The organism is Rhodococcus sp. NPDC003322 (assembly GCF_053589555.1).
In genome coordinates, this window is sequence record NZ_JBSFSC010000006.1 from 468,921 (window position 1) to 486,392 (window position 17,472).

Here is a 17,472-nt window from a genome sequence, read left to right on the forward strand (position 1 = left end):
CCTTCACCCCATCCTTGTCGAGAAACGGAGTCACCCAATGCATTTCCACGACGATGCGCTGTTCCCGGAGAATCAGGAGAAGCTGGTCATCACGTGTGCGCCGTACGGCCCGGAGTGGGAGCCGGACGACTTCCGCGAGGATCTGCCGCTGACGATGGAGGAGCACGTCCAGAAGGCGGTGGACTGCTACGAGGCGGGCGCGACGGTGCTGCACATCCACGTGCGGGAGCTGGACGGCAAGGGCTCGAAGCGGCTGTCGAAGTTCAACGAGTTGCTCGCCGGGCTGCGGGAGGCGGTGCCGGACATGATCCTGCAGGTCGGTGGGTCGATCTCGTTCGCGCCGGAGGGTGAGGGCGCGGATGCGAAGTGGCTGTCGGACGACACGCGGCACATGCTGGCCGAGCTGGACCCGAAGCCGGATCAGGTGACGATCGCGATCAACACCAGCCAGATGAACATCATGGAGCTGATGACCGCGGACGACATCGCGGGCACGTCGATGGAGCGTCCGGAACTGGCAGCGGCGTACCGGGAGATGACGGTGCCGGCCGGCCCCGAATGGGTCGAGGAGCACCTGCGGCGGCTGCAGGCGGCTGGGATCCAGCCGCACTTCCAGCTCTCGTCGATTCCGCAGCTCGAGACGGTCGAGCGGTTGATTCGCCGCGGTGTCTACACCGGCCCGCTGAACCTGACCTGGGTGGGTATCGGTGGTGGCTTCGACGGCCCGAACCCGTACAACATCATGAACTTCATTCAGCGGGTGCCGGACGGGGCCTGCCTGACCCTCGAGACCCTGATGCGGTCGGTGCTGCCGGTCAACGCGATGGCGATCGCGATGGGCCTGCACACCCGGTGCGGCAACGAGGACACCATCTGGGGCCGCAAGGGGGAGAAGTTCACCTCGGTACAGCAGGTCCAGCAGTTGGTGCGGGTGGCGAACGAGCTCGGCCGCGAGGTCGCGACCGGCAAGGAGGCCCGCGACATCTACCGGATCGGCACCACCTACGCCGACGCCGACGAGACCCTGGCCCGGCTCGGGTACGCGCCGAACCGCAGGGCCGGCCAGGTCGGCTTCACCCACCACGCCTGATTCGAGGGGCGACCGGTGCGGGGGTGCGGCGCTCGGTGCGCCGGGCCCCCGCCCGTGTCGGAAGTTCCGCCGTCTCGGAAGCGCCGCAGCAGTGCTTCGCAGACTCTGTACCACAACAGCTTTGGAGAACGATGAACAGCACCGCCGACCCGACCGTGGTGATCGTGCCCGGCCTGCGCGACCACGTCGAAGACCACTGGCAGACCCGGCTCGCCGAGAGGCTCGACCGGGTGCGCACGGTACCGCCGCTCGAACACGACAGGCTGAGCCTGAAGGCACGGGTGGCGGCGCTCGACGCGGTGCTCGCCGAGATCGACGGCCCCGTCGTCCTCGTGGCCCACAGCGCCGGGGTCATGATCACCGTGCACTGGGCCCAACGGACGCCCCGGCCGATCCGCGGTGCCCTGCTCGCCACCCCGGCGGACCTGGAGCAGCCGCTGCCTGCGGGCTATCCCACGACTGCGGAACTCGAAGCGAACGGGTGGCTGCCCATTCCCCGGCGCCGCCTGCCGTTCCCGAGCATCGTCGCGGCCAGCGACAACGACCCGCTCGCGAACCATCGACGGGTCGCGGGCATGGCGGAGACCTGGGGGAGTCGCCTCGCCGACCTCGGGGCCGTCGGGCACCTCAATCCCGCCTCCGGATACGGGTACTGGCCGTTGGCCGAGGAACTCGTCCGGGAGCTGGCCGGGCTGCCGGAGGAGGTCGCGCCGTGACCCGGGTGTTCGTCTCCGCGGCCGACGCGGTCGCCGACATTCCCAGTGGGGCCTCGCTCGCGGTCGGCGGATTCGGATTGTGTGGCATCCCGGACGCGCTGATCGCGGGGATCGCAGCAGGCTCGGCGACCGATCTCGAGGTGGTCTCCAACAACTGTGGCACCGACTCGCACGGGCTGGGGATCCTGCTCGGCGACAAGCGGATCGCGCGGGTGATCGCCTCGTACGTCGGCGAGAACAAGGAGTTCGCGCGCCAGTACCTCGCCGGGGAACTCGAGGTGGAGTTGTCCCCCCAGGGCACCCTCGCCGAGCGGCTCCGCGCGGGCGGCGCCGGGATCCCGGCCTTCTTCACGCCCGCCGGCGTCGGCACCATGGTGGCGGAGGGCGGTCTGCCGTGGCGGTACGCACCCGACGGCTCGGTCGCGGTGGCCTCCCCTCCGAAGGAGACCCGCGAGTACGCCGGCAGGCGGTACGTGCTCGAGGAGGCGGTCACCACGGACTACGCGCTGGTGCACGCGGCGATCGGAGACACCGACGGGAATCTGGTGTTCCATGCGGCCGCACGGAACTTCAACCCTCTCGCCGCGATGGCCGGACGGGTGTGCATCGCGCAGGTCGAGACATTGGTGGAACCCGGCGTTCTGGAGCCGGGACTGGTGCAGCTGCCGGGGATCTTCGTCGACCGCGTCGTGTGCACGGGCAAGCAGGACAAGCAGATAGAGAAGCGAACCGTGGCAGCGAAGGGAGCTCCCGCATGACTGCGACACTCACCGAGGTGGCGGGGTGGACCCGCGCGGAGATGGCGGCCCGGGCCGCCGCCGAACTGTCGGACGGGGACTACGTCAACCTCGGAATCGGCCTGCCGACGCTGATTCCCAACCACCTTCCGGTCGGCCTCGACGTGACCCTGCACAGCGAGAACGGGATCCTCGGCACCGGACCGTACCCGGACGAGGACGGTGTCGACGCGGACCTGATCAACGCCGGCAAGGAGACCGTCACGGTCAACCCCGGCGCCTCGTTCTTCGACTCCTCGCTCTCGTTCGGGATGATCCGGGGCGGGCACATCGACGTCGCGGTCCTCGGTGGCATGCAGGTCTCCGAGTCGGGTGATCTGGCGAACTGGATGGTGCCCGGAATGATGGTCAAGGGCATGGGCGGGGCGATGGACCTCGTCCACGGCGCCCGGAAGGTCATCGTGCTGATGGAGCACACGGACAGGTCCGGTGCGCCCAAGATCGTGCGGACGTGCACCCTCCCTCTCACCGGGCAGGGCGTCGTGCAGCGGATCATCACCAACCTCGCGGTCGTCGACGTCACCGCGTCCGGCCTGGTGCTGCGCGAGTGCGCGCCCGGGGTGTCCGAGGAGGACGTGCGCGCCGCCACCGCTGCCCCGCTGGCCACATCCCTCGACACCGCAGCCGCCCGAGACACCTGGAAGTGAGCTCCCCGTGCTGAATCTCTCCCTCCTGCTGGAGGACTCCGCCCGCCGCTACCCGGACCGGGACGCCCTCGTCCTCGGGGACCTGCGTATGACCTACGCAGAGCTCGACGCCCGCTCGAATCAGGTTGCCAACCTGTTGATCTCGAGGGGCGTGGAGCCCGGTGACCGCGTGGCGATGTCGTTCCCGAACGTACCCGAGTTCCCGATCGTCTACTACGGGATCCTCAAGGCCGGGGCCGTCGTCGTCCCGCTGAACATCATGCTCAAAGGACGCGAGATCGCCTACCACCTGGAGGACTCCGGTGCCCGGGCCTACTTCTGCTCCGAGGGCACCGCCGACCTGCCGATCGGGGAGTTCGGCCGCGCCGGATTCGAGGACGCGCCGCAGTGCAGTGAGCTGTTCCTCGCCACCACCGACCCGGGTGCCGTGGCGTCGGGTCACGGCGTCACATCCCTTCGTGCCGCGCTTGCGGACCGGTCCGAGGAGTTCGGCTCGGCGGTGCGCGGGCCGGACGACACCGCGGTGATCCTCTACACCAGCGGTACGACCGGAAAGCCCAAGGGAGCCGAGCTGACCCACGCCAACATGGTGATGAACGCCGTGACCGCGAACAGGCTGTTCGACAGCAACCCGATCCGCCGCGACACGTCCCTCGTCACGCTGCCGCTGTTCCACTCCTTCGGACAGACCGTCGTCATGAACGCGGGCCTGTCGGTCGGGGCCACCCTGGTGCTGCTGCCCAGGTTCGAGGCGACGGCAGCCCTGCGGCTCATGGTGGACGAGGGCATCACCGTGTTCGCGGGGGTACCCACCATGTACTGGGCGTTGCTCGGCGCCCTCGACACGATCGACACGACCGGCACCGCCGGGGCGAACACGACCGGTACGTCGGGGGTTGACGTCGCCCGGATCGCCCGCACCATCCGTCGGGCGATCTCGGGCGGGGCGGCGATGCCAGTGGAGATCCTCAACCGGTTCTCCGAGCGTTTCGGGGTGCAGATCCTGGAGGGCTACGGCCTCTCCGAGACCTCGCCCCTGGCCCTCTTCAGCGACCCCGAGCGGGATCAGCGTCCGGGATCCATCGGGGTGCCGGTGTGGGGTGTCGAGGCCCGCCTGGTGGACGACGAGTGGAACACGATTGCGGAGTCGGGCCGGGTCGGGGAGATCGCCCTGCGCGGGCACAACGTCATGAAGGGGTATCTGGGTCGGCCCGACGCGACCGCCGAGGTGATGCGGGACGGCTGGTTCCGCACCGGTGACCTCGCCCGCTGCGACGACGACGGCTTCTACTACATCGTCGATCGCGCGAAGGACCTCATCGTTCGCGGTGGATTCAACGTCTATCCGCGGGAGGTCGAGGAAGTCCTGATGACCCACGAGGCGGTCTCCCTCGCGGCGGTGATCGGCGTTCCGCACGAGAGCCACGGCGAGGAGGTGAAGGCGTACGTCATCCTCGAGCCGACGGCCCGGATCGGCGAGGCCGAGCTGATCGCGTGGTGCCGGGACCGGATGGCGGGATACAAGTACCCCCGATCCATCGAGTTCACCACCGTCCTTCCGATGACGGCAACCGGCAAGATCCTCAAACGCGAACTCGTCGCACAAGTCTGACCAGGTCGCCCGCGGGGCCCTCGAGTTGGCGCGGTGGCCGCCACACGGCGCGGAGGGTGCGGTCGAGGTGGAGGTCCTCCACCTCGACCACCTTCAGCTCGCCGGACTCGACCTGGGCGGACACCGCGAGGGTGCTCATCACCGCAGGCCCGACCCCGCTGAGCACACTGGTTCTGATGGCAGCGGCGCTTCCGAGTTCGAGAAGCGGTGCTGCCCTGTCGTATTCGTGCAGTGCGAGGTCGAGGGTGGTTCGGGTTCCGGATCCGGGCTCACGGACGACGAGTGGGGTCGCCGCGAGCTCGGCAACCGACAGCGGGCGCCTGCGGCGGGTCCACGGGTGACGCGGGTCGACCACGACCACCAGGCGGTCGCGCGCGACGGCCACGCTGTGCAGTGCGCGGGGTACCGTCGGGGACTCGACGAACCCCACATCGCACGCGCCCGTGGAGACGTCGTCGAAGACCTGCGTCGAATTGCGCACCTGCAGGTGGATCGTGACGTTCGGATCCATCCGCCGGAACTGACCGAGCCAGGCGGGCATCAGGTGCTCGGCCACCGTCATGCTCGCGCTGACGGTCAGTTCCGCGGCGCGCTTCTCCCGCATGCCCGCGGCGACGTCGAGCAGTTGCCGGGCATCGTCGAGCACCTTTCTGGACCAGTGGGCGATCACCGTGCCCTCGGGTGTCAGCGTCGAGCCCGTGGGCTTTCGCTGCAACAGCGGTGTTCCGACCTGTGCTTCGAGACGTTTGATCGACCGGCTCGCGTTCGGCTGGGCGATTCCGGCGATTCGGGCTGCGGCGCTGAGGCTTCCGTGGTCGTCCACGCCGACGATCAATTCGAGGACGCCGAGATCCGGCCAGCCACTGAACATGCGAACAGCATATGTCATCGTGTCCAGGCATATCAGTTCGATATGTGGCAATGGCAAGATGGCGGCTACCGCGGAGGAGCGTGGTGCAGCAGTGTTTTCGGTATGCCCAGTGATGTTCGAGAAGTTGCGCAGTCGAGTGCCGATTCCCGGTCGAATTCGTCCGGTGGTCCGGTCCGGACGCGGGCGGCGGGCGTCGCAGCGGGCGTCGCGCTGTGCGCGGTGGGGGCCGCGTTCGCGATGGGGATCGGCGGCCTGGTCCCGGCGGTCAACCCGATGCTGATCGCGATCGTGACGGGCGCCATGGTGGCGAACCTCGTCACGGTGCCCGGCTGGATCCGGCCGGGCCTGGACTTCTCGGCCAAACGGCTCCTGCGGGTCGGCGTCGCGCTGCTCGGACTGCAGCTGATGTTCAGCGACGTCGTCGGTCTCGGCTGGGGGGTGATCGCCGTCGTGGTGGCGATTGTCGTGCTCGGCATCGTGGGAACTATGTACGCGGGCAAGCTGCTCGGCCTGACGTGGACGCAGCGCATCCTCATCGCGTGCGGATTCTCGATCTGCGGGGCGGCCGCCGTCGCCGCCGCAGACGGTGTCGTCGATGCCAAGGAGGAGGAGCTGCTCACCGCTGTGGCGTTGGTCGTCGTCTTCGGGACGTTGATGATCCCGGCCGTCCCGCTCCTCGCCCACATCCTCGGACTGACCGACCGGCAGGCGGGCATGTGGGCCGGCGGCTCGATCCACGAGGTCGCGCAGGTGGTGGCGGCCGGTGGCGTGATCGGTGGAGGGGCGCTCGCGGTGGCGACGGTGGTCAAGCTCGCCCGGGTGCTGATGCTGGCCCCCGTGATGGCCTACCTCGGCGCCCGGCAGAGGCGGCTGGCCAAGAATGGCGTTGCGGAATGCAAGCAGCCCCCGCTGGTCCCCGTCTTCGTCATCGGCTTCCTCGCATGTGTGGCACTGCGCTCGAGTGGTCTGTTGCCGCAGGTTCTCGTCGACCAGGCCAAGCTGGCGCAGACCGCGCTGCTGACCACCGCGATGTTCGCCCTCGGTCTCGGTGTCCGGGTGAGCCTGCTCCGTTCGGTCGGCCCCCGGCCGTTCGTGCTGGCCGCCCTGTCCACGGTGTGGGTGGCCGCCATCGCACTGGTGGGTACCTGGCTGGTGGCCTGAATCCCGGCGTGGTCGCCGGAACCGCATCTAGGGTGACGGGCGTGAACGTGAACCGCGAAACCGTCGAACTGCGGGGTGGCGCAGGCGTGATCGCCGCCGACCGCTGGACCCCTGCCACCGGAACCACCGAGCGGGGAGCGGTGGTGATGCTGCACGGAGGCGGCCAGACCCGGCACTCGTGGGACCGGGCCGCGGCAGGGATCGCCGCCGACGGCTGGACCGTCCACACCCTCGACGCCCGTGGTCACGGCGAGAGCGACTGGGCACCGGACGGGGACTACCGGATCGGCGGTCTGGTCGCCGATCTGCGCGGAGTGGTCGATCAACTGGGGGAGCGGCCCGTCGTGTTCGGGGCGTCCCTCGGCGGAATGACCGGCCTGATCACCGAGGGCGAGCACCCGGGCACCGTCCGCGCGCTCGTCCTCGTCGACATCACCCCCAAGGTCGAGCCGGAGGGTGTCAAGCGGATCACCGCCTTCATGACCAGCCGTCCCGACGGCTTCGCCGACCTCGACGAGGTTGCCGACGCCGTCGCCGCCTACCAGCCGCACCGCACCCGGCCGGCCAACGTCGAGGGGCTGCGCCGCAACCTCCGTGAACGTGAGGACGGGCGGCTCCACTGGCACTGGGACCCGGCGTTCACCGCCCAGCGCGCCGACGGCGAGACCCCGGTCGGCAGTCACGCCCGCATGGTCGCGGCGGCGCGGGCCGTCACGGTGCCGACCCTGCTCGTGCACGGCGGCCGGTCCGACATCGTGAGCGAGGACGGCGTCGCCGAGCTGCTGGAACTGATCCCGCACGCGACGGCGGTCAACGTGTCGGAGGCCGGGCACATGGTCGCCGGTGACGACAACGCCGTGTTCGTCGCCGAGGCGGGCGGCTTCCTCGACGCCCTCCACGCGGACCGTCACGTCGGGTAGCTGCTGCCCTCGTCGTCCCGCCGCGAGATGATGGACACCCATGCGGCCGCGAGCGCGGATCGCGACGGACACGAAGAGGAGAAACACAGATGGCCTTCGCAGGCAATGTGGACGAGCTGGCTCTGCTGCAGTCGGTGCGGCTCAAGGGCGCGGTGACGCCCCCGGTGCTCGCCCCGCAGCTGGGGGTCGCGGAGTCCTCCGCGCAGGCCGCGCTCACCGCACTGGTGGAGATGGGCCGCGCCGTCGCCGACGAGAGCGGATCCGTTTCGCTCACCGCGGCGGGCATCGCCGAGCTCGACGATCAGCTGGACGCCGAGCGGGTCTCCATCGACGAGTTTCTCTTCGCCGAGGTCGTCGAGCGGTTCGAGCCCCTGGACGCCGAGTTCGCGGGTGTCGGTGGGGACGCGGACAAGCTGGCCGATCTGGACCGCCGCGCGGCCGATGTCTTCGACGACGTCTCGGCGTACGTGCCCCGGCTCGCGCGCTACCAGGAACTGCTCGCCGACACCGTCGCCGACCCCGACGCCTACGCGGTGGTGTGGTCCGAGCTGCGGCAGGAGATCCTCAGCGCTGCCGGTCGCTGACCCACGCGACGGCCGCGGCCCCCGCACCGTCCGGTGTGGGGGCCGCGGCCGTTCGGTGCCGAGAGGGATCAGGCCGGCCGGTGGAACCCGTCGACGAACACGGTCGTGATGTCCGCGGCCATCTTCTCCAGGGGCACCGCGTCGGACGGGACGTACCATTGCGAGGTCATCCACACTGCGTTGCGGATGAGCATCCGAAAGACCTCGGGATCGATGTCGTCGCGGAAGGTGCCCGCCTCCACGCCGGCGACGATCGTCTCGGACCAGATGCCCTCTATCTCGGCGCCCTCGTCGCCAAGGCCGGACTCGACCATCCGCTCCTGCATGTAGTCCGGCTCGTTCTGCCAGATCCGGGTGGCGTGCGGGTGGTTCCGGCCGGCCTCGAGCGCGGCGAGGACCAGCATGCGCAGCCGGGTCAGGGGATCCGGGTCGCCCGCCTGGACCGCGCCGAAGCGCTGTTCGAGATCCTGGAAGTACTCGCGGATGATCTCGACGACGATCGCTTCCTTCGACGGGAAGTAGTGATAGAGCGTCCCCGAGTACACGCCGACCGCGTCCGCGATCTGCCGGACCGTGGTGGAGGCAACGCCCTTCGCGGCGAAGACCTCCGCCGCGCGGTCGAGTATCTGGCGTTTGCGTTCCTGCGGGTCCATGAGCTGCACAGTATCGGGTGTCCGCTGAGCTGATCGAACGCTTGATCAACATTCGTGACCGGCCCCACACTTGCCGCCGCGATCCGGAACCGACCGGATCCGCGGACGAGGAGGCATGTATGGGTGTGTTGACGGGGCGGGTGGCACTGGTGACCGGTGCCGGACAGGGGATCGGGCGCGGGATCGCGCTGGCCCTGGCGTCCGAGGGTGCGGCGGTCGCGGTGGTCGGGCGGACCCCGGCGCGCCTGGAGGACACGGCCGCCGAGATCAGGCGGCGCGGTGGCGACGCGGAGGTCTTCCGTTGTGATGTCACCGATCTGGACGCCATCCGGCGCACGGTCGCCGGGGTCGTCGACAGATTCGGCGGCCTGACGATTCTGGTCAACAACGCACAGACGGCGGCGCACGGCCGGCTGCTGGATCTGGACGAGGGGGTCTACGACGAGGCGGCGGCCTCCGGTCCGTTGGCGACGCTTCGGCTGATGCGCGAATGTCATCCACACCTGCGCGGCGGAGGGTCGGTGGTGAACCTGGCGTCGTCGGCGGGTGTCCGATGGGACCCTTCGGGATTCGGTGGGTACGCGGCGGCCAAGGAGTCGATCCGAGTCTTCACCCGCACCGCGGCGTGCGAATGGGGCGGTGACGACATCCGGGTCAATGCGGTGCTGCCACTCGCGGACACCCCGATGATGCGCGAGTGGAGTGAACTGGCTCCGCAGGAGTACCGGGCGTATCTCGAGACGGTGCCGTTGGGTCGGTTGGGCGACGCGGAACACGACATCGGGCCCGCGGTGGTGTTCCTGTGCAGTCCGGCCGCCCGATACGTGACCGGGCACTCGCTGACGGTCGACGGTGGACAGGCGCTGATGCGCTGAACCAGCGAACTCACCGAACCGGCGGAAAAGAGTACAGCTCAACGGAACAACGATTCTTCGGCCGCCGCATCCCTCGTAGTGTCGCTCGAAACCGACGCAACGGCGGGCCGTTCGAGACAGGACGGCCGGCCCGGTTCGGCGACACGGCGGCTGGGCCGCCTCGACTACACGGCGGCTGGGCCGCCTCGACTACACGGCGGCTGGGCCGCCTCGACTACACGGCGGCTGGGCCGCCTCGACTGCACGGCGGCTGGGCCGCCTCGAATACACCGAAGGGAAGGACCGTGGCAATGCAGGAGCTCGACTGCCGGACATGTGGGAATCCGGTGCTGGTGGAGACGTACAGCCCCACCCACACCAGCGTCCAGTGGCTCGAGGATGCGTCGGTGCGGTGCACCGAGTTTCGCGCACTCGCACAGCAGGGTGTGAACACCGCGAGCCTGCCCTCCTGCACCGCGCTCAAGGCCACGGTGGACGAGGCGGTCCGCAGCGGCCGCCTCGTGGAGTCGGGGCGCACCTACCCCGTTCCCGGCCGTCTGCGTTGAACGCGCTGTATCTCGCGCCGTAGGACCCTGTCGTGCCCCGGTGCCGTCAACCAACCAGGGACTTCCGGCACGACGACCGTTCGACCGGTCGGGACAGCCCGCCCGACCGGTGACCACAGGATCAATTGGAGGAGACATGACCGTCGACTCGGCCACCGAGCCCGAAGTCAGGAACATCGAGACCGGGAGCAACCCCACCCGCTATGCACGCGGCTGGCACTGCATCGGTCTGGCGGACTCGTTCCGCGACGGCAAGCCACATCAGGTGAAGATCTTCGGCACCGATCTGGTGGTGTGGGCGGACACCGCCGGAAAGCTCAACGTGCTGGACGCATTCTGCCGGCACATGGGCGGCAACCTGGCGATGGGTGAGATCAAGGGCGACGACATCGCCTGCCCGTTCCACGACTGGCGGTGGGGCGGAAAGGGTCGCTGCACGTCCATTCCCTACGCGCGCCGGGTACCTCCGCTCGCGAAGACGCGGAGCTGGATCAGCCTGGAGCGCAACGGATTGTTTTTCGTCTGGAACGATCCGCAGGGCAACCCGCCCCCGCCCGAGGTCACCATCCCCGAGATCGAGGGGTGGGGCACCGACGAGTGGAGCGAATGGACCTACACGTCCTTCCTCGTCGAGGGCTCGAACTGCCGTGAGATCGTCGACAACGTCGTCGACATGGCGCACTTCTTCTACGTGCACTTCCAGATGCCGGAGTTCTTCAAGAACGTCTTCGAGGGTCACGTCGCGTCGCAGCACATGCGCTCGTACGGGCGCGACGACATCCAGACCGGTGTGCAGTTGGACATGCCCGACGCCGAGACGGTGTCGGACGCGTCGTATTACGGTCCGTCCTTCATGCTCGACACCGTTTACACGATCGCGGGCGGGAACAAGGTCGAGACCAAGCTGATCAACTGTCACTACCCGGTCACCCAGGACTCGTTCGTGCTCCAGTTCGGCACCACGGTCAAGCGGATGGAGGGCGTCTCCGACGAGGAGGCCACGGCGATGGCGACGATGTTCACCGAGGGTGTCGAGACCCAGTTCAAGCAGGACATCGAGATCTGGAAGCACAAGTCCCGGATCGAGAACCCGCTGCTGACCGAGGAGGACGGTCCGGTGTACCAGCTGCGGCGCTGGTACCAGCAGTTCTACGTGGACGTCGAAGACGTCACCGAGGACATGACCAAGCGGTTCGAGTTCGAGGTCGACACCACCCGGGCCCGGCAGAACTGGGCCACCGAGGTCAAGGAGAATCTCGCCAAGATGGCGGTCGAGCAGTAGTCGGTCCGATCGCGAACTGTGCCCCCTGTGTGAACACGCAGGGGGCACAGCTGTTTTCGTCGATCGGACGCGACGGTTGGTTCCGAACGGTGTCGTCGGACCGAGGTGGCGAGCCTCAGGCGGGGACACCGTGCATCGAGCGTGGCTCGTCGATCCGGCGCCATGCCGTCAGCGCCGCCATGCGCACCGGCGCGACCAGGGCCCAGGCATTGATCCGGTCGCTCGGTCCGCAGGCGGAGATCGCGCCGACCGTGGTCCGTCCGTCGCCGATCGCCGCGGCCACGCAGGACGCGCCGACCACCGCTTCGTTCCGATCGAATGCGACCGACCGCTCACGGATGCCTGCGAACTCGCGGCGCAGTTCCGACGGGTCCGCAATGCTGTGCGGGGTGGCGGCGGCCCGGTCGGCCATCGCGAGTTCCGGATCCGCACCGGTCGCCGCGAGCATCGCCTTGCCGAGGGCGGTGTGGACCGCCGCCCGGCGCCCTCCGACCCGGGACGGAAGCGTCATGGAGAAGCCGTTGCCGATTCGCTCGAGGTAGAGCACATCGGGTCCGTCGAGCACCGCGAGATGGATCGTCAGGCCGGTGGTGGCGTGCAGTTGGTGCATGACCGGCAGCGCGGCGCGGTGCACGCTGTCGTGGTGCCGGGCGAGCGACCCGAGCTCGAACATCTTCATGCCGAGTTCGTAGGCGTGTCCACGGCGCCGGATCCACTGCAGGCGAAGGAGTTGCACGAGCATTCGGTGCGTGGACGACCGCGGGAAGCCGGTGCGCCGGGACAGCTCCGAGAGGGTGAGGCGCTCGCTGTCGTTGAAGGCATCGAGCAGGATCGAGACGCGGTCGAGCACTGCGACCGGGGAGTTTTCTTCGCTCGACATGGTGTTTCGCGGACCTCCGTAATCGATACGTCGACGAGCCGGGGACGCACCACGGTCGTCATTGAGCAAGCGATCAATCAATATGAGAGGGACTATAGCAGCGGTCGTGACGGCCGTCACGTTGCCGGGTTGGGCCGGCCCGCCCGCTGCGGGTCGCGCGCCTTCGTGACCCCGGCGGCGAGTACGGCACGGCCCTCGTCGCCGCCGTCCAGCAGACGGTTCGTCCGCGTCGTCACCCGCCAGCCGTGGGCGGTCCGGGCCAGTTCCCACCGGTTCGCGCTCAGCCGGGTGACCCGGAAGCCCTCGTCGGTGGGGTGTTTGGTGACCAGTTGCGTGTAGAGCGTGGCCACCGCGGTGTCGCCGGTGACGGTGACGTGGGCGGGGCCTGCGACGTGCCCGCATCCGCCGTCGACGAACCCCACGTGCATGTCCGAGGACACCATTGCCGCGATCTCCGCGCGACCCTCGAGGCGCCCGGTGTCGACGTCGTACACCCCGTCCTCGGTCCAGATCTCCGCCACGACCCGCTCGGCGCGGGTGTCGACGGCCGGGCCGTACGAGTAGATGAGCGTGGTGATGTCGAGATGGTCCTGGAGGAGACGGACCCGTTCCTCGAGCGTCCGCAGGCGCCGCTCCGTGTCGTCGGCGTCCGCCCTTTCGACGTTCTCGACGTTTTCGTTCGTGGTCATCGCGGTCCTTTCGATGGGCCCGGGCGCGGGGTGCGGACCGGGGAAGCCGTCGCCCTTCCTAGCCGAGGGTGTTCGGGTCCGCCGCCGGGTTTCCGTCCAGCCGAATGCGGATTCGGTTCGGGCTCGCGCGCTTTCGTGGCTTCTCCCGGCGCGAACCGAGACCGTTCCGTTCATCGGAACACCGCTGTCGGCTCGCAGCGGCGCTGACTACGGTTCGCGGACAGGGCGAAATGTGATCCCGGTGACGGACCGGGCCCTCGCGGGGCCACCGGGCCGCCCCGGATCTTCGTGGTACCGGCCGTTCCGGTCTTCGGTGGGGGGACACCGTCCGGCCACCGCGGTTTGAATTACATCGAATGTGAGGATGCAATGGGACAGGTGCTCGACCGGATCATGGCGCACGCGGACGAGATTCGTGCTCAGGCCCCCGAAGGGGACAGGCTGATGCGCCTGCCGGACACCACGGCCAAGACACTGCGGGAATCCGGTGTGATCCGGATGCTGCAGCCGAAGGAGTACGGCGGCTTCGAGGCGCACCCGCGCGAGTTCGCGGAGACCGCGATGGCGATCGGCGCGATCGACGGCGCCACCGGATGGGTCTCCGGCATCGTCGGTGTCCACCCGTGGGAGCTCGCCTTCTTCGACCCGAAGGCGCAGGACGAGGTCTGGGGCGCCGACCACGACATGTGGATGGCCTCGCCGTACGCGCCGATGGGCGTCGCGGTCCCCGTGGACGGCGGCTACATTCTCAACGGCCGATGGTCGTTCTCGTCCGGCACCGACCACTGCGGATGGGTCATGATCGGTGCCGCGGTCGGCGACAAGGACGGCAACCGAACCGACCAGGTGCTGCACGTGCTGCTCCCGCGCAGCGACTACGAGATCGACCAGGACAGTTGGAATGTGATCGGCCTGCGCGGGACCGGCTCGAAGGACCTGATCGTCAAGGATGCGTTCCTCCCGGCCCATCGCACGATCGACGCCGACATCGTCCTCAGCGGCAACGGTGCCAAGCACGCCGGGCGGGACGAGACGCTGTACAAGTTCCCGTTCTCGTACATCTTCCCGCTGGGCATCACCTCGTCGCTGATCGGCATGACCGAGGGCGCGCTGGCCTGCTACATCGCCGCGCAGAAGGAGCGCGTCCAGGTCACCGGTGTCCCGATCAAGGAGGACCCGTACGTCCTCTTCGCGATCAGCGAGGCCGCATCGGAGATCTCCGCCGCGCGAATCACGTTGCTGGAGACGGTCGACCGCTTCTGGGACAAGACCGATCGCGGCGAGGAGATCGGCTTCGAGGAGCGGGCGATCGGCCGGCGCACCCAGATCTCCTCCGCGTGGCGTGCGGTCCGGGCGATGGACGAGGTCTTCGCTCGTGCCGGCGGCGGCGCGGTGCACCTGAAGACGCCGATGCAGCGGTTCTGGCGCGACGCGCACGTCGGTCTCACCCACGCCATTCACGTGCCCGGCATGATCTACCACTCCGCGGCCCTCACCCAGCTCGGTGGCGACCCGCAGGGCGCGTACCGCGCAATGATCTGACCGCGCGTACCGCGCAATGAGACCATCCCCCTTCACTGTTCGAGGACGACAGACATGACAGAACTGAAAGCTCTCGGGTACCTCCGCATCCAGACGCGGGACGTGCCGCGCTGGCGCGAGCTGCTCCTGGACGGTCTCGGCATGGCCGAAGGTTCCGGCCCCGAGCCCGAGGGCTTATACGCCCGCGTCGACGAACGTCGCGCCCGCATCGCGGTGCTTCCCGGTGATTCCGACCGGGCCCTGGCCGTCGGCTGGGAGGTGCGTGACGAGTTCGCGCTCGAGCGGGTGCGTGAGGGCGTCGAGAAGTCCGGAAGGACCGTCGAGGTGTTGTCGCGGAAGGACAGCACGTACCTCGACGCCGAGCAGGCGATCGCGTTCGACGACCCGGCGGGCACCCGCCTCGAGGTGTTCCACGGCCCGGTTCTCGACCACACCCCCGTGGTGACGCCCTTCGCCGGACGCTGGGTGACCGGCGGGCTCGGTCTCGGTCACGTGGTGCTGCCGGCGGCGAACTTCGACGAGACGTACGAGTTCTACACCCAGGTCCTCGGCTTCCTGCCGCGCGGCTCGATCCGGCTCGACGAGGAAGGCCTGGCCCGGGTGCGCTTCCTCGGCATCAACGAGCGCCACCACAGCCTCGCGCTGTGCCCCGCTCCGCCGAACGAGGAGCCGGGCCTCGTCCACCTGATGACCGAGGTCGACACCCTCGACGCGGTCGGCCAGGCGCTGGACCGGGTCAACCGCAACGACTTCTCGATCTCGTCGACGTTGGGCCGGCACACCAACGACAAGATGATCTCGTTCTACGTCCGCGCCCCCGGCGGGTGGGATCTCGAGTTCGGTACCGAGGGCATGCTCGTCGACGAGCGGCACTACACGTCGGAGGAGATCACCGCCGACGCCTACTGGGGTCACGACCAGTCGGCGGCCGAGCCCCTCGCCGCCTTCATTCCCTGACGCGCCGACCCGGGGTGGGGTGACTCAGGTCACCTCACCCCCTTTCGGGGGTGGTTCGGACGTGAGCCGCGTCACTACCTTTTCTCGCAGTCCCGGCGAGCACGCCGGGCCCCATCTGCTCTGAGAAGAGGGACCCATGACGACAGTGTCGCCAGCGTCGGAGACCGCGGCAGCGCCCGCGACTCGGACGAGCGTGCGCCGAGTGGCCGTCGCCAGTTGCATCGGCACCACCATCGAGTTCTACGACTTCTTCATCTACGGGACGGCCGCCGCGCTGGTCTTCCCGACCGTGTTCTTCCCCGCCCTCGGTTCCACCGCGGGCACTGTGGCCTCGTTCGCCACGTTCGCGGTCGCGTTCATCGCCCGCCCGGTCGGGGCGATGCTCTTCGGGCACTACGGTGACCGGATCGGGCGGAAGAAGACCCTGGTCTCCACCCTGCTCCTGATGGGCATCTCGACGCTGCTCATCGGCCTGCTGCCCAGCGCCGACACGATCGGCGTCGCGGCCCCCCTGATCCTGGTGCTGCTGCGGTTCGCGCAGGGCTTCGCGGTCGGCGGCGAATGGGCCGGCGCGACTCTGCTCACCGCCGAATACGCACCCCCCGGCAAACGCGGCCTCTACGCGATGTTCCCGCAGCTCGGTCCGGCCATCGCCTTCATCCTCTCCTCGGGAACCTTCCTGGTCACCGGTTCGATCCTCGGCGACACCAACGACACCTTCCTCGCCTGGGGCTGGCGGGTGCCGTTCCTGTTCTCCATCGTGCTCGTGGCGATCGGCCTCTACATGCGCCTGGCGATCGAGGAGACTCCCGTCTTCCGGGCGAATCAGGCTGCGCCGCAGGAGGTGCGGCGGCTGCCCTTCGCGGACGCCTGGCGTCACCAGAGCAAGGAGATCATGCTCTCCGCCGGAGCCCTGGCCACCCTGTTCGCGTTCTTCTACATGGGCACCGCGTTCCTGACCAGCTACGGCACCAAGACGCTCGGCTTCTCGCGACCCTTCGTGCTCTCCGTCGGCATCGCCTCCGCGTTCGTGTTCGGGGCCGCGATCATCGTCTCCGCGCTGTACTCGGACCGGATCGGTCGCCGCAAGGTGATCATGGCGTCCTGCGTCGCGGCACTGGTCTGGGCGCTGGCACTGTTCCCGCTCCTCGACACCGGTTCGCCGGCCGCGTTCGCGATCGGCATGTTCGGCACGCTGACGATCTTCGGCGTCGCGTACGGCCCCTGCGGCGCACTGCTGCCGGAGATGTTCCACACCCGCTACCGGTACACCGGCGCCGGGCTCGGATACAACCTCGCCGGCGTGCTCGGCGGCGCGATCCCGCCGCTGATCGCGGCGCCACTCGCGTCCTCCTTCGGGGGCATCGCCATCGGCGTGATGCTGGCCGCGCTCGCAGTGCTCAGCTTCTTCTGCACCCGGGCCCTGGTCGAGACGAAGGACCTGTCGCTCTAGCTCGGACGGGCGGGGTGTTCGGTTCCCGGACAGTTACCGGCACCTCGCCCGCAGGAGTATGTCGTGGGTCACAATTGTGTGAGTAGCTTCGATTTCAGAGGCATCCGGCCGCCGGGTGCGAGGGAGGACTGACGATGACCGGGACCGCGCCCGCCGCGCCGAGTGCACTGCCCAGCTACGGGTCGGGTGTGTGGGACG

General features: G+C 68.8%; 18 protein-coding genes. 14 read left to right on the top strand and 4 right to left on the bottom strand.

Features of this window, described 5'->3' with window-relative positions; all coding sequences use genetic code 11:
• Positions 1–37 precede the first annotated feature (37 nt).
• The 5 genes from ACWDUM_RS24665 (at position 38) to ACWDUM_RS24685 (ending at position 4,862) form a co-directional block, all read left to right on the top strand.
• Positions 38–1,090 carry a 3-keto-5-aminohexanoate cleavage protein gene (locus tag ACWDUM_RS24665; RefSeq protein ID WP_450135984.1) on the top strand — a complete coding sequence of 351 codons (1,053 nt, stop codon included), beginning with the start codon at positions 38–40 and terminating at the stop codon, positions 1,088–1,090.
• 131 nt (positions 1,091–1,221) lie between these two features.
• Positions 1,222–1,806 carry an RBBP9/YdeN family alpha/beta hydrolase gene (locus ACWDUM_RS24670; RefSeq protein WP_450135985.1) on the top strand — a complete coding sequence of 195 codons (585 nt, stop codon included), beginning with the start codon at positions 1,222–1,224 and terminating at the stop codon, positions 1,804–1,806.
• A complete protein-coding gene (locus ACWDUM_RS24675) occupies positions 1,803–2,564 on the top strand; it encodes a CoA transferase subunit A (RefSeq protein WP_450135986.1) in 762 nt (253 codons plus the stop codon). The genes ACWDUM_RS24670 and ACWDUM_RS24675 overlap by 4 nt, the downstream gene beginning before the upstream one ends.
• Positions 2,561–3,250, top strand: a complete 690-nt coding sequence (locus ACWDUM_RS24680; protein WP_450135987.1) for a 3-oxoacid CoA-transferase subunit B — start codon at positions 2,561–2,563, stop codon at positions 3,248–3,250. Before ACWDUM_RS24675 ends, ACWDUM_RS24680 begins: the two co-directional genes overlap by 4 nt.
• 7 nt (positions 3,251–3,257) lie before the next feature.
• Positions 3,258–4,862, top strand: coding sequence for a long-chain-fatty-acid--CoA ligase (locus ACWDUM_RS24685; protein WP_450135988.1), 1,605 nt, complete (start codon positions 3,258–3,260; stop codon positions 4,860–4,862).
• Here the strand turns inward: ACWDUM_RS24685 and ACWDUM_RS24690 are convergent.
• Entirely contained in the window at positions 4,834–5,733 is a 900-nt protein-coding gene (locus ACWDUM_RS24690; protein ID WP_450114546.1) for a LysR family transcriptional regulator, read from the bottom strand. The two genes, ACWDUM_RS24685 and ACWDUM_RS24690, sit on opposite strands and share 29 nt — an antisense overlap.
• Before the next feature lie 102 nt (positions 5,734–5,835).
• On the opposite strand from ACWDUM_RS24690, the gene ACWDUM_RS24695 reads away from it, so the two are divergent.
• The 3 genes from ACWDUM_RS24695 (at position 5,836) to ACWDUM_RS24705 (ending at position 8,398) form a co-directional block, all read left to right on the top strand.
• Positions 5,836–6,894 carry a YeiH family protein gene (locus tag ACWDUM_RS24695; RefSeq protein ID WP_450135989.1) on the top strand — a complete coding sequence of 353 codons (1,059 nt, stop codon included), beginning with the start codon at positions 5,836–5,838 and terminating at the stop codon, positions 6,892–6,894.
• Between the two features lie 41 nt (positions 6,895–6,935).
• Complete coding sequence (locus ACWDUM_RS24700) at positions 6,936–7,814, top strand: alpha/beta fold hydrolase (RefSeq protein ID WP_450135990.1); 879 nt, start codon at positions 6,936–6,938, stop codon at positions 7,812–7,814.
• Positions 7,815–7,903: 89 nt separating this feature from the next.
• Positions 7,904–8,398, top strand: coding sequence for a hypothetical protein (locus ACWDUM_RS24705; protein ID WP_450135991.1), 495 nt, complete (start codon positions 7,904–7,906; stop codon positions 8,396–8,398).
• Positions 8,399–8,466: 68 nt separating this feature from the next.
• Here ACWDUM_RS24705 and ACWDUM_RS24710 read toward each other — a convergent pair whose 3' ends face one another.
• Entirely contained in the window at positions 8,467–9,051 is a 585-nt protein-coding gene (locus tag ACWDUM_RS24710) for a TetR/AcrR family transcriptional regulator (RefSeq protein ID WP_450114542.1), read from the bottom strand.
• Between the two features lie 119 nt (positions 9,052–9,170).
• Between ACWDUM_RS24710 and ACWDUM_RS24715 the strand changes: the two genes are divergently transcribed.
• The 3 genes from ACWDUM_RS24715 to ACWDUM_RS24725 all read left to right on the top strand — a co-directional run bounded on the left by ACWDUM_RS24715 (position 9,171) and on the right by ACWDUM_RS24725 (position 11,753).
• On the top strand, positions 9,171–9,926 hold the full coding sequence (locus tag ACWDUM_RS24715) for an SDR family NAD(P)-dependent oxidoreductase (protein ID WP_450135992.1): 756 nt from the start codon (positions 9,171–9,173) through the stop codon (positions 9,924–9,926).
• Between the two features lie 290 nt (positions 9,927–10,216).
• Positions 10,217–10,471 carry a hypothetical protein gene (locus ACWDUM_RS24720; protein ID WP_450136042.1) on the top strand — a complete coding sequence of 85 codons (255 nt, stop codon included), beginning with the start codon at positions 10,217–10,219 and terminating at the stop codon, positions 10,469–10,471.
• A 136-nt stretch (positions 10,472–10,607) separates the two neighbouring features.
• Positions 10,608–11,753 carry a Rieske 2Fe-2S domain-containing protein gene (locus ACWDUM_RS24725; RefSeq protein WP_450135993.1) on the top strand — a complete coding sequence of 382 codons (1,146 nt, stop codon included), beginning with the start codon at positions 10,608–10,610 and terminating at the stop codon, positions 11,751–11,753.
• A 115-nt stretch (positions 11,754–11,868) separates the two neighbouring features.
• Here the strand turns inward: ACWDUM_RS24725 and ACWDUM_RS24730 are convergent, their stop codons facing one another.
• The gene (locus tag ACWDUM_RS24730) at positions 11,869–12,633 is read right to left on the bottom strand and encodes an IclR family transcriptional regulator (RefSeq protein WP_450114539.1); all 765 of its coding nucleotides are present in this window, start codon (positions 12,631–12,633) and stop codon (positions 11,869–11,871) included.
• A 116-nt stretch (positions 12,634–12,749) separates the two neighbouring features.
• Entirely contained in the window at positions 12,750–13,322 is a 573-nt protein-coding gene (locus tag ACWDUM_RS24735) for a nuclear transport factor 2 family protein (RefSeq protein WP_450135994.1), read from the bottom strand.
• A 369-nt stretch (positions 13,323–13,691) separates the two neighbouring features.
• Here ACWDUM_RS24735 and ACWDUM_RS24740 point away from each other — a divergent pair, with 369 nt between their 5' ends.
• From ACWDUM_RS24740 to ACWDUM_RS24750, 3 genes are all read left to right on the top strand, one after another.
• A complete protein-coding gene (locus ACWDUM_RS24740) occupies positions 13,692–14,864 on the top strand; it encodes a hydroxylase (RefSeq protein WP_450135995.1) in 1,173 nt (390 codons plus the stop codon).
• A 54-nt stretch (positions 14,865–14,918) separates the two neighbouring features.
• Positions 14,919–15,821, top strand: coding sequence for a biphenyl-2,3-diol 1,2-dioxygenase (gene bphC / locus ACWDUM_RS24745; RefSeq protein WP_450135996.1), 903 nt, complete (start codon positions 14,919–14,921; stop codon positions 15,819–15,821).
• Positions 15,822–15,957: 136 nt separating this feature from the next.
• Entirely contained in the window at positions 15,958–17,274 is a 1,317-nt protein-coding gene (locus ACWDUM_RS24750; RefSeq protein WP_450114535.1) for an MFS transporter, read from the top strand.
• The last annotated feature ends 198 nt before the right edge of the window (positions 17,275–17,472 follow it).

Coding starts and splice junctions, on each gene's coding strand:
- ACWDUM_RS24720 (WP_450136042.1), top strand. CDS start 10,217: ATGCAGGAGCTCGACTGCCGGACATGTGGGAATCCGGTGCTGGTGGAG.
- ACWDUM_RS24715 (WP_450135992.1), top strand. CDS start 9,171: ATGGGTGTGTTGACGGGGCGGGTGGCACTGGTGACCGGTGCCGGACAG.
- bphC (WP_450135996.1), top strand. CDS start 14,919: ATGACAGAACTGAAAGCTCTCGGGTACCTCCGCATCCAGACGCGGGAC.
- ACWDUM_RS24705 (WP_450135991.1), top strand. CDS start 7,904: ATGGCCTTCGCAGGCAATGTGGACGAGCTGGCTCTGCTGCAGTCGGTG.
- ACWDUM_RS24680 (WP_450135987.1), top strand. CDS start 2,561: ATGACTGCGACACTCACCGAGGTGGCGGGGTGGACCCGCGCGGAGATG.
- ACWDUM_RS24690 (WP_450114546.1), bottom strand. CDS start 5,733: ATGTTCAGTGGCTGGCCGGATCTCGGCGTCCTCGAATTGATCGTCGGC.
- ACWDUM_RS24735 (WP_450135994.1), bottom strand. CDS start 13,322: ATGACCACGAACGAAAACGTCGAGAACGTCGAAAGGGCGGACGCCGAC.
- ACWDUM_RS24725 (WP_450135993.1), top strand. CDS start 10,608: ATGACCGTCGACTCGGCCACCGAGCCCGAAGTCAGGAACATCGAGACC.
- ACWDUM_RS24740 (WP_450135995.1), top strand. CDS start 13,692: ATGGGACAGGTGCTCGACCGGATCATGGCGCACGCGGACGAGATTCGT.
- ACWDUM_RS24730 (WP_450114539.1), bottom strand. CDS start 12,633: ATGTCGAGCGAAGAAAACTCCCCGGTCGCAGTGCTCGACCGCGTCTCG.
- ACWDUM_RS24710 (WP_450114542.1), bottom strand. CDS start 9,051: ATGGACCCGCAGGAACGCAAACGCCAGATACTCGACCGCGCGGCGGAG.
- ACWDUM_RS24750 (WP_450114535.1), top strand. CDS start 15,958: ATGACGACAGTGTCGCCAGCGTCGGAGACCGCGGCAGCGCCCGCGACT.
- ACWDUM_RS24695 (WP_450135989.1), top strand. CDS start 5,836: ATGCCCAGTGATGTTCGAGAAGTTGCGCAGTCGAGTGCCGATTCCCGG.
- ACWDUM_RS24665 (WP_450135984.1), top strand. CDS start 38: ATGCATTTCCACGACGATGCGCTGTTCCCGGAGAATCAGGAGAAGCTG.
- ACWDUM_RS24670 (WP_450135985.1), top strand. CDS start 1,222: ATGAACAGCACCGCCGACCCGACCGTGGTGATCGTGCCCGGCCTGCGC.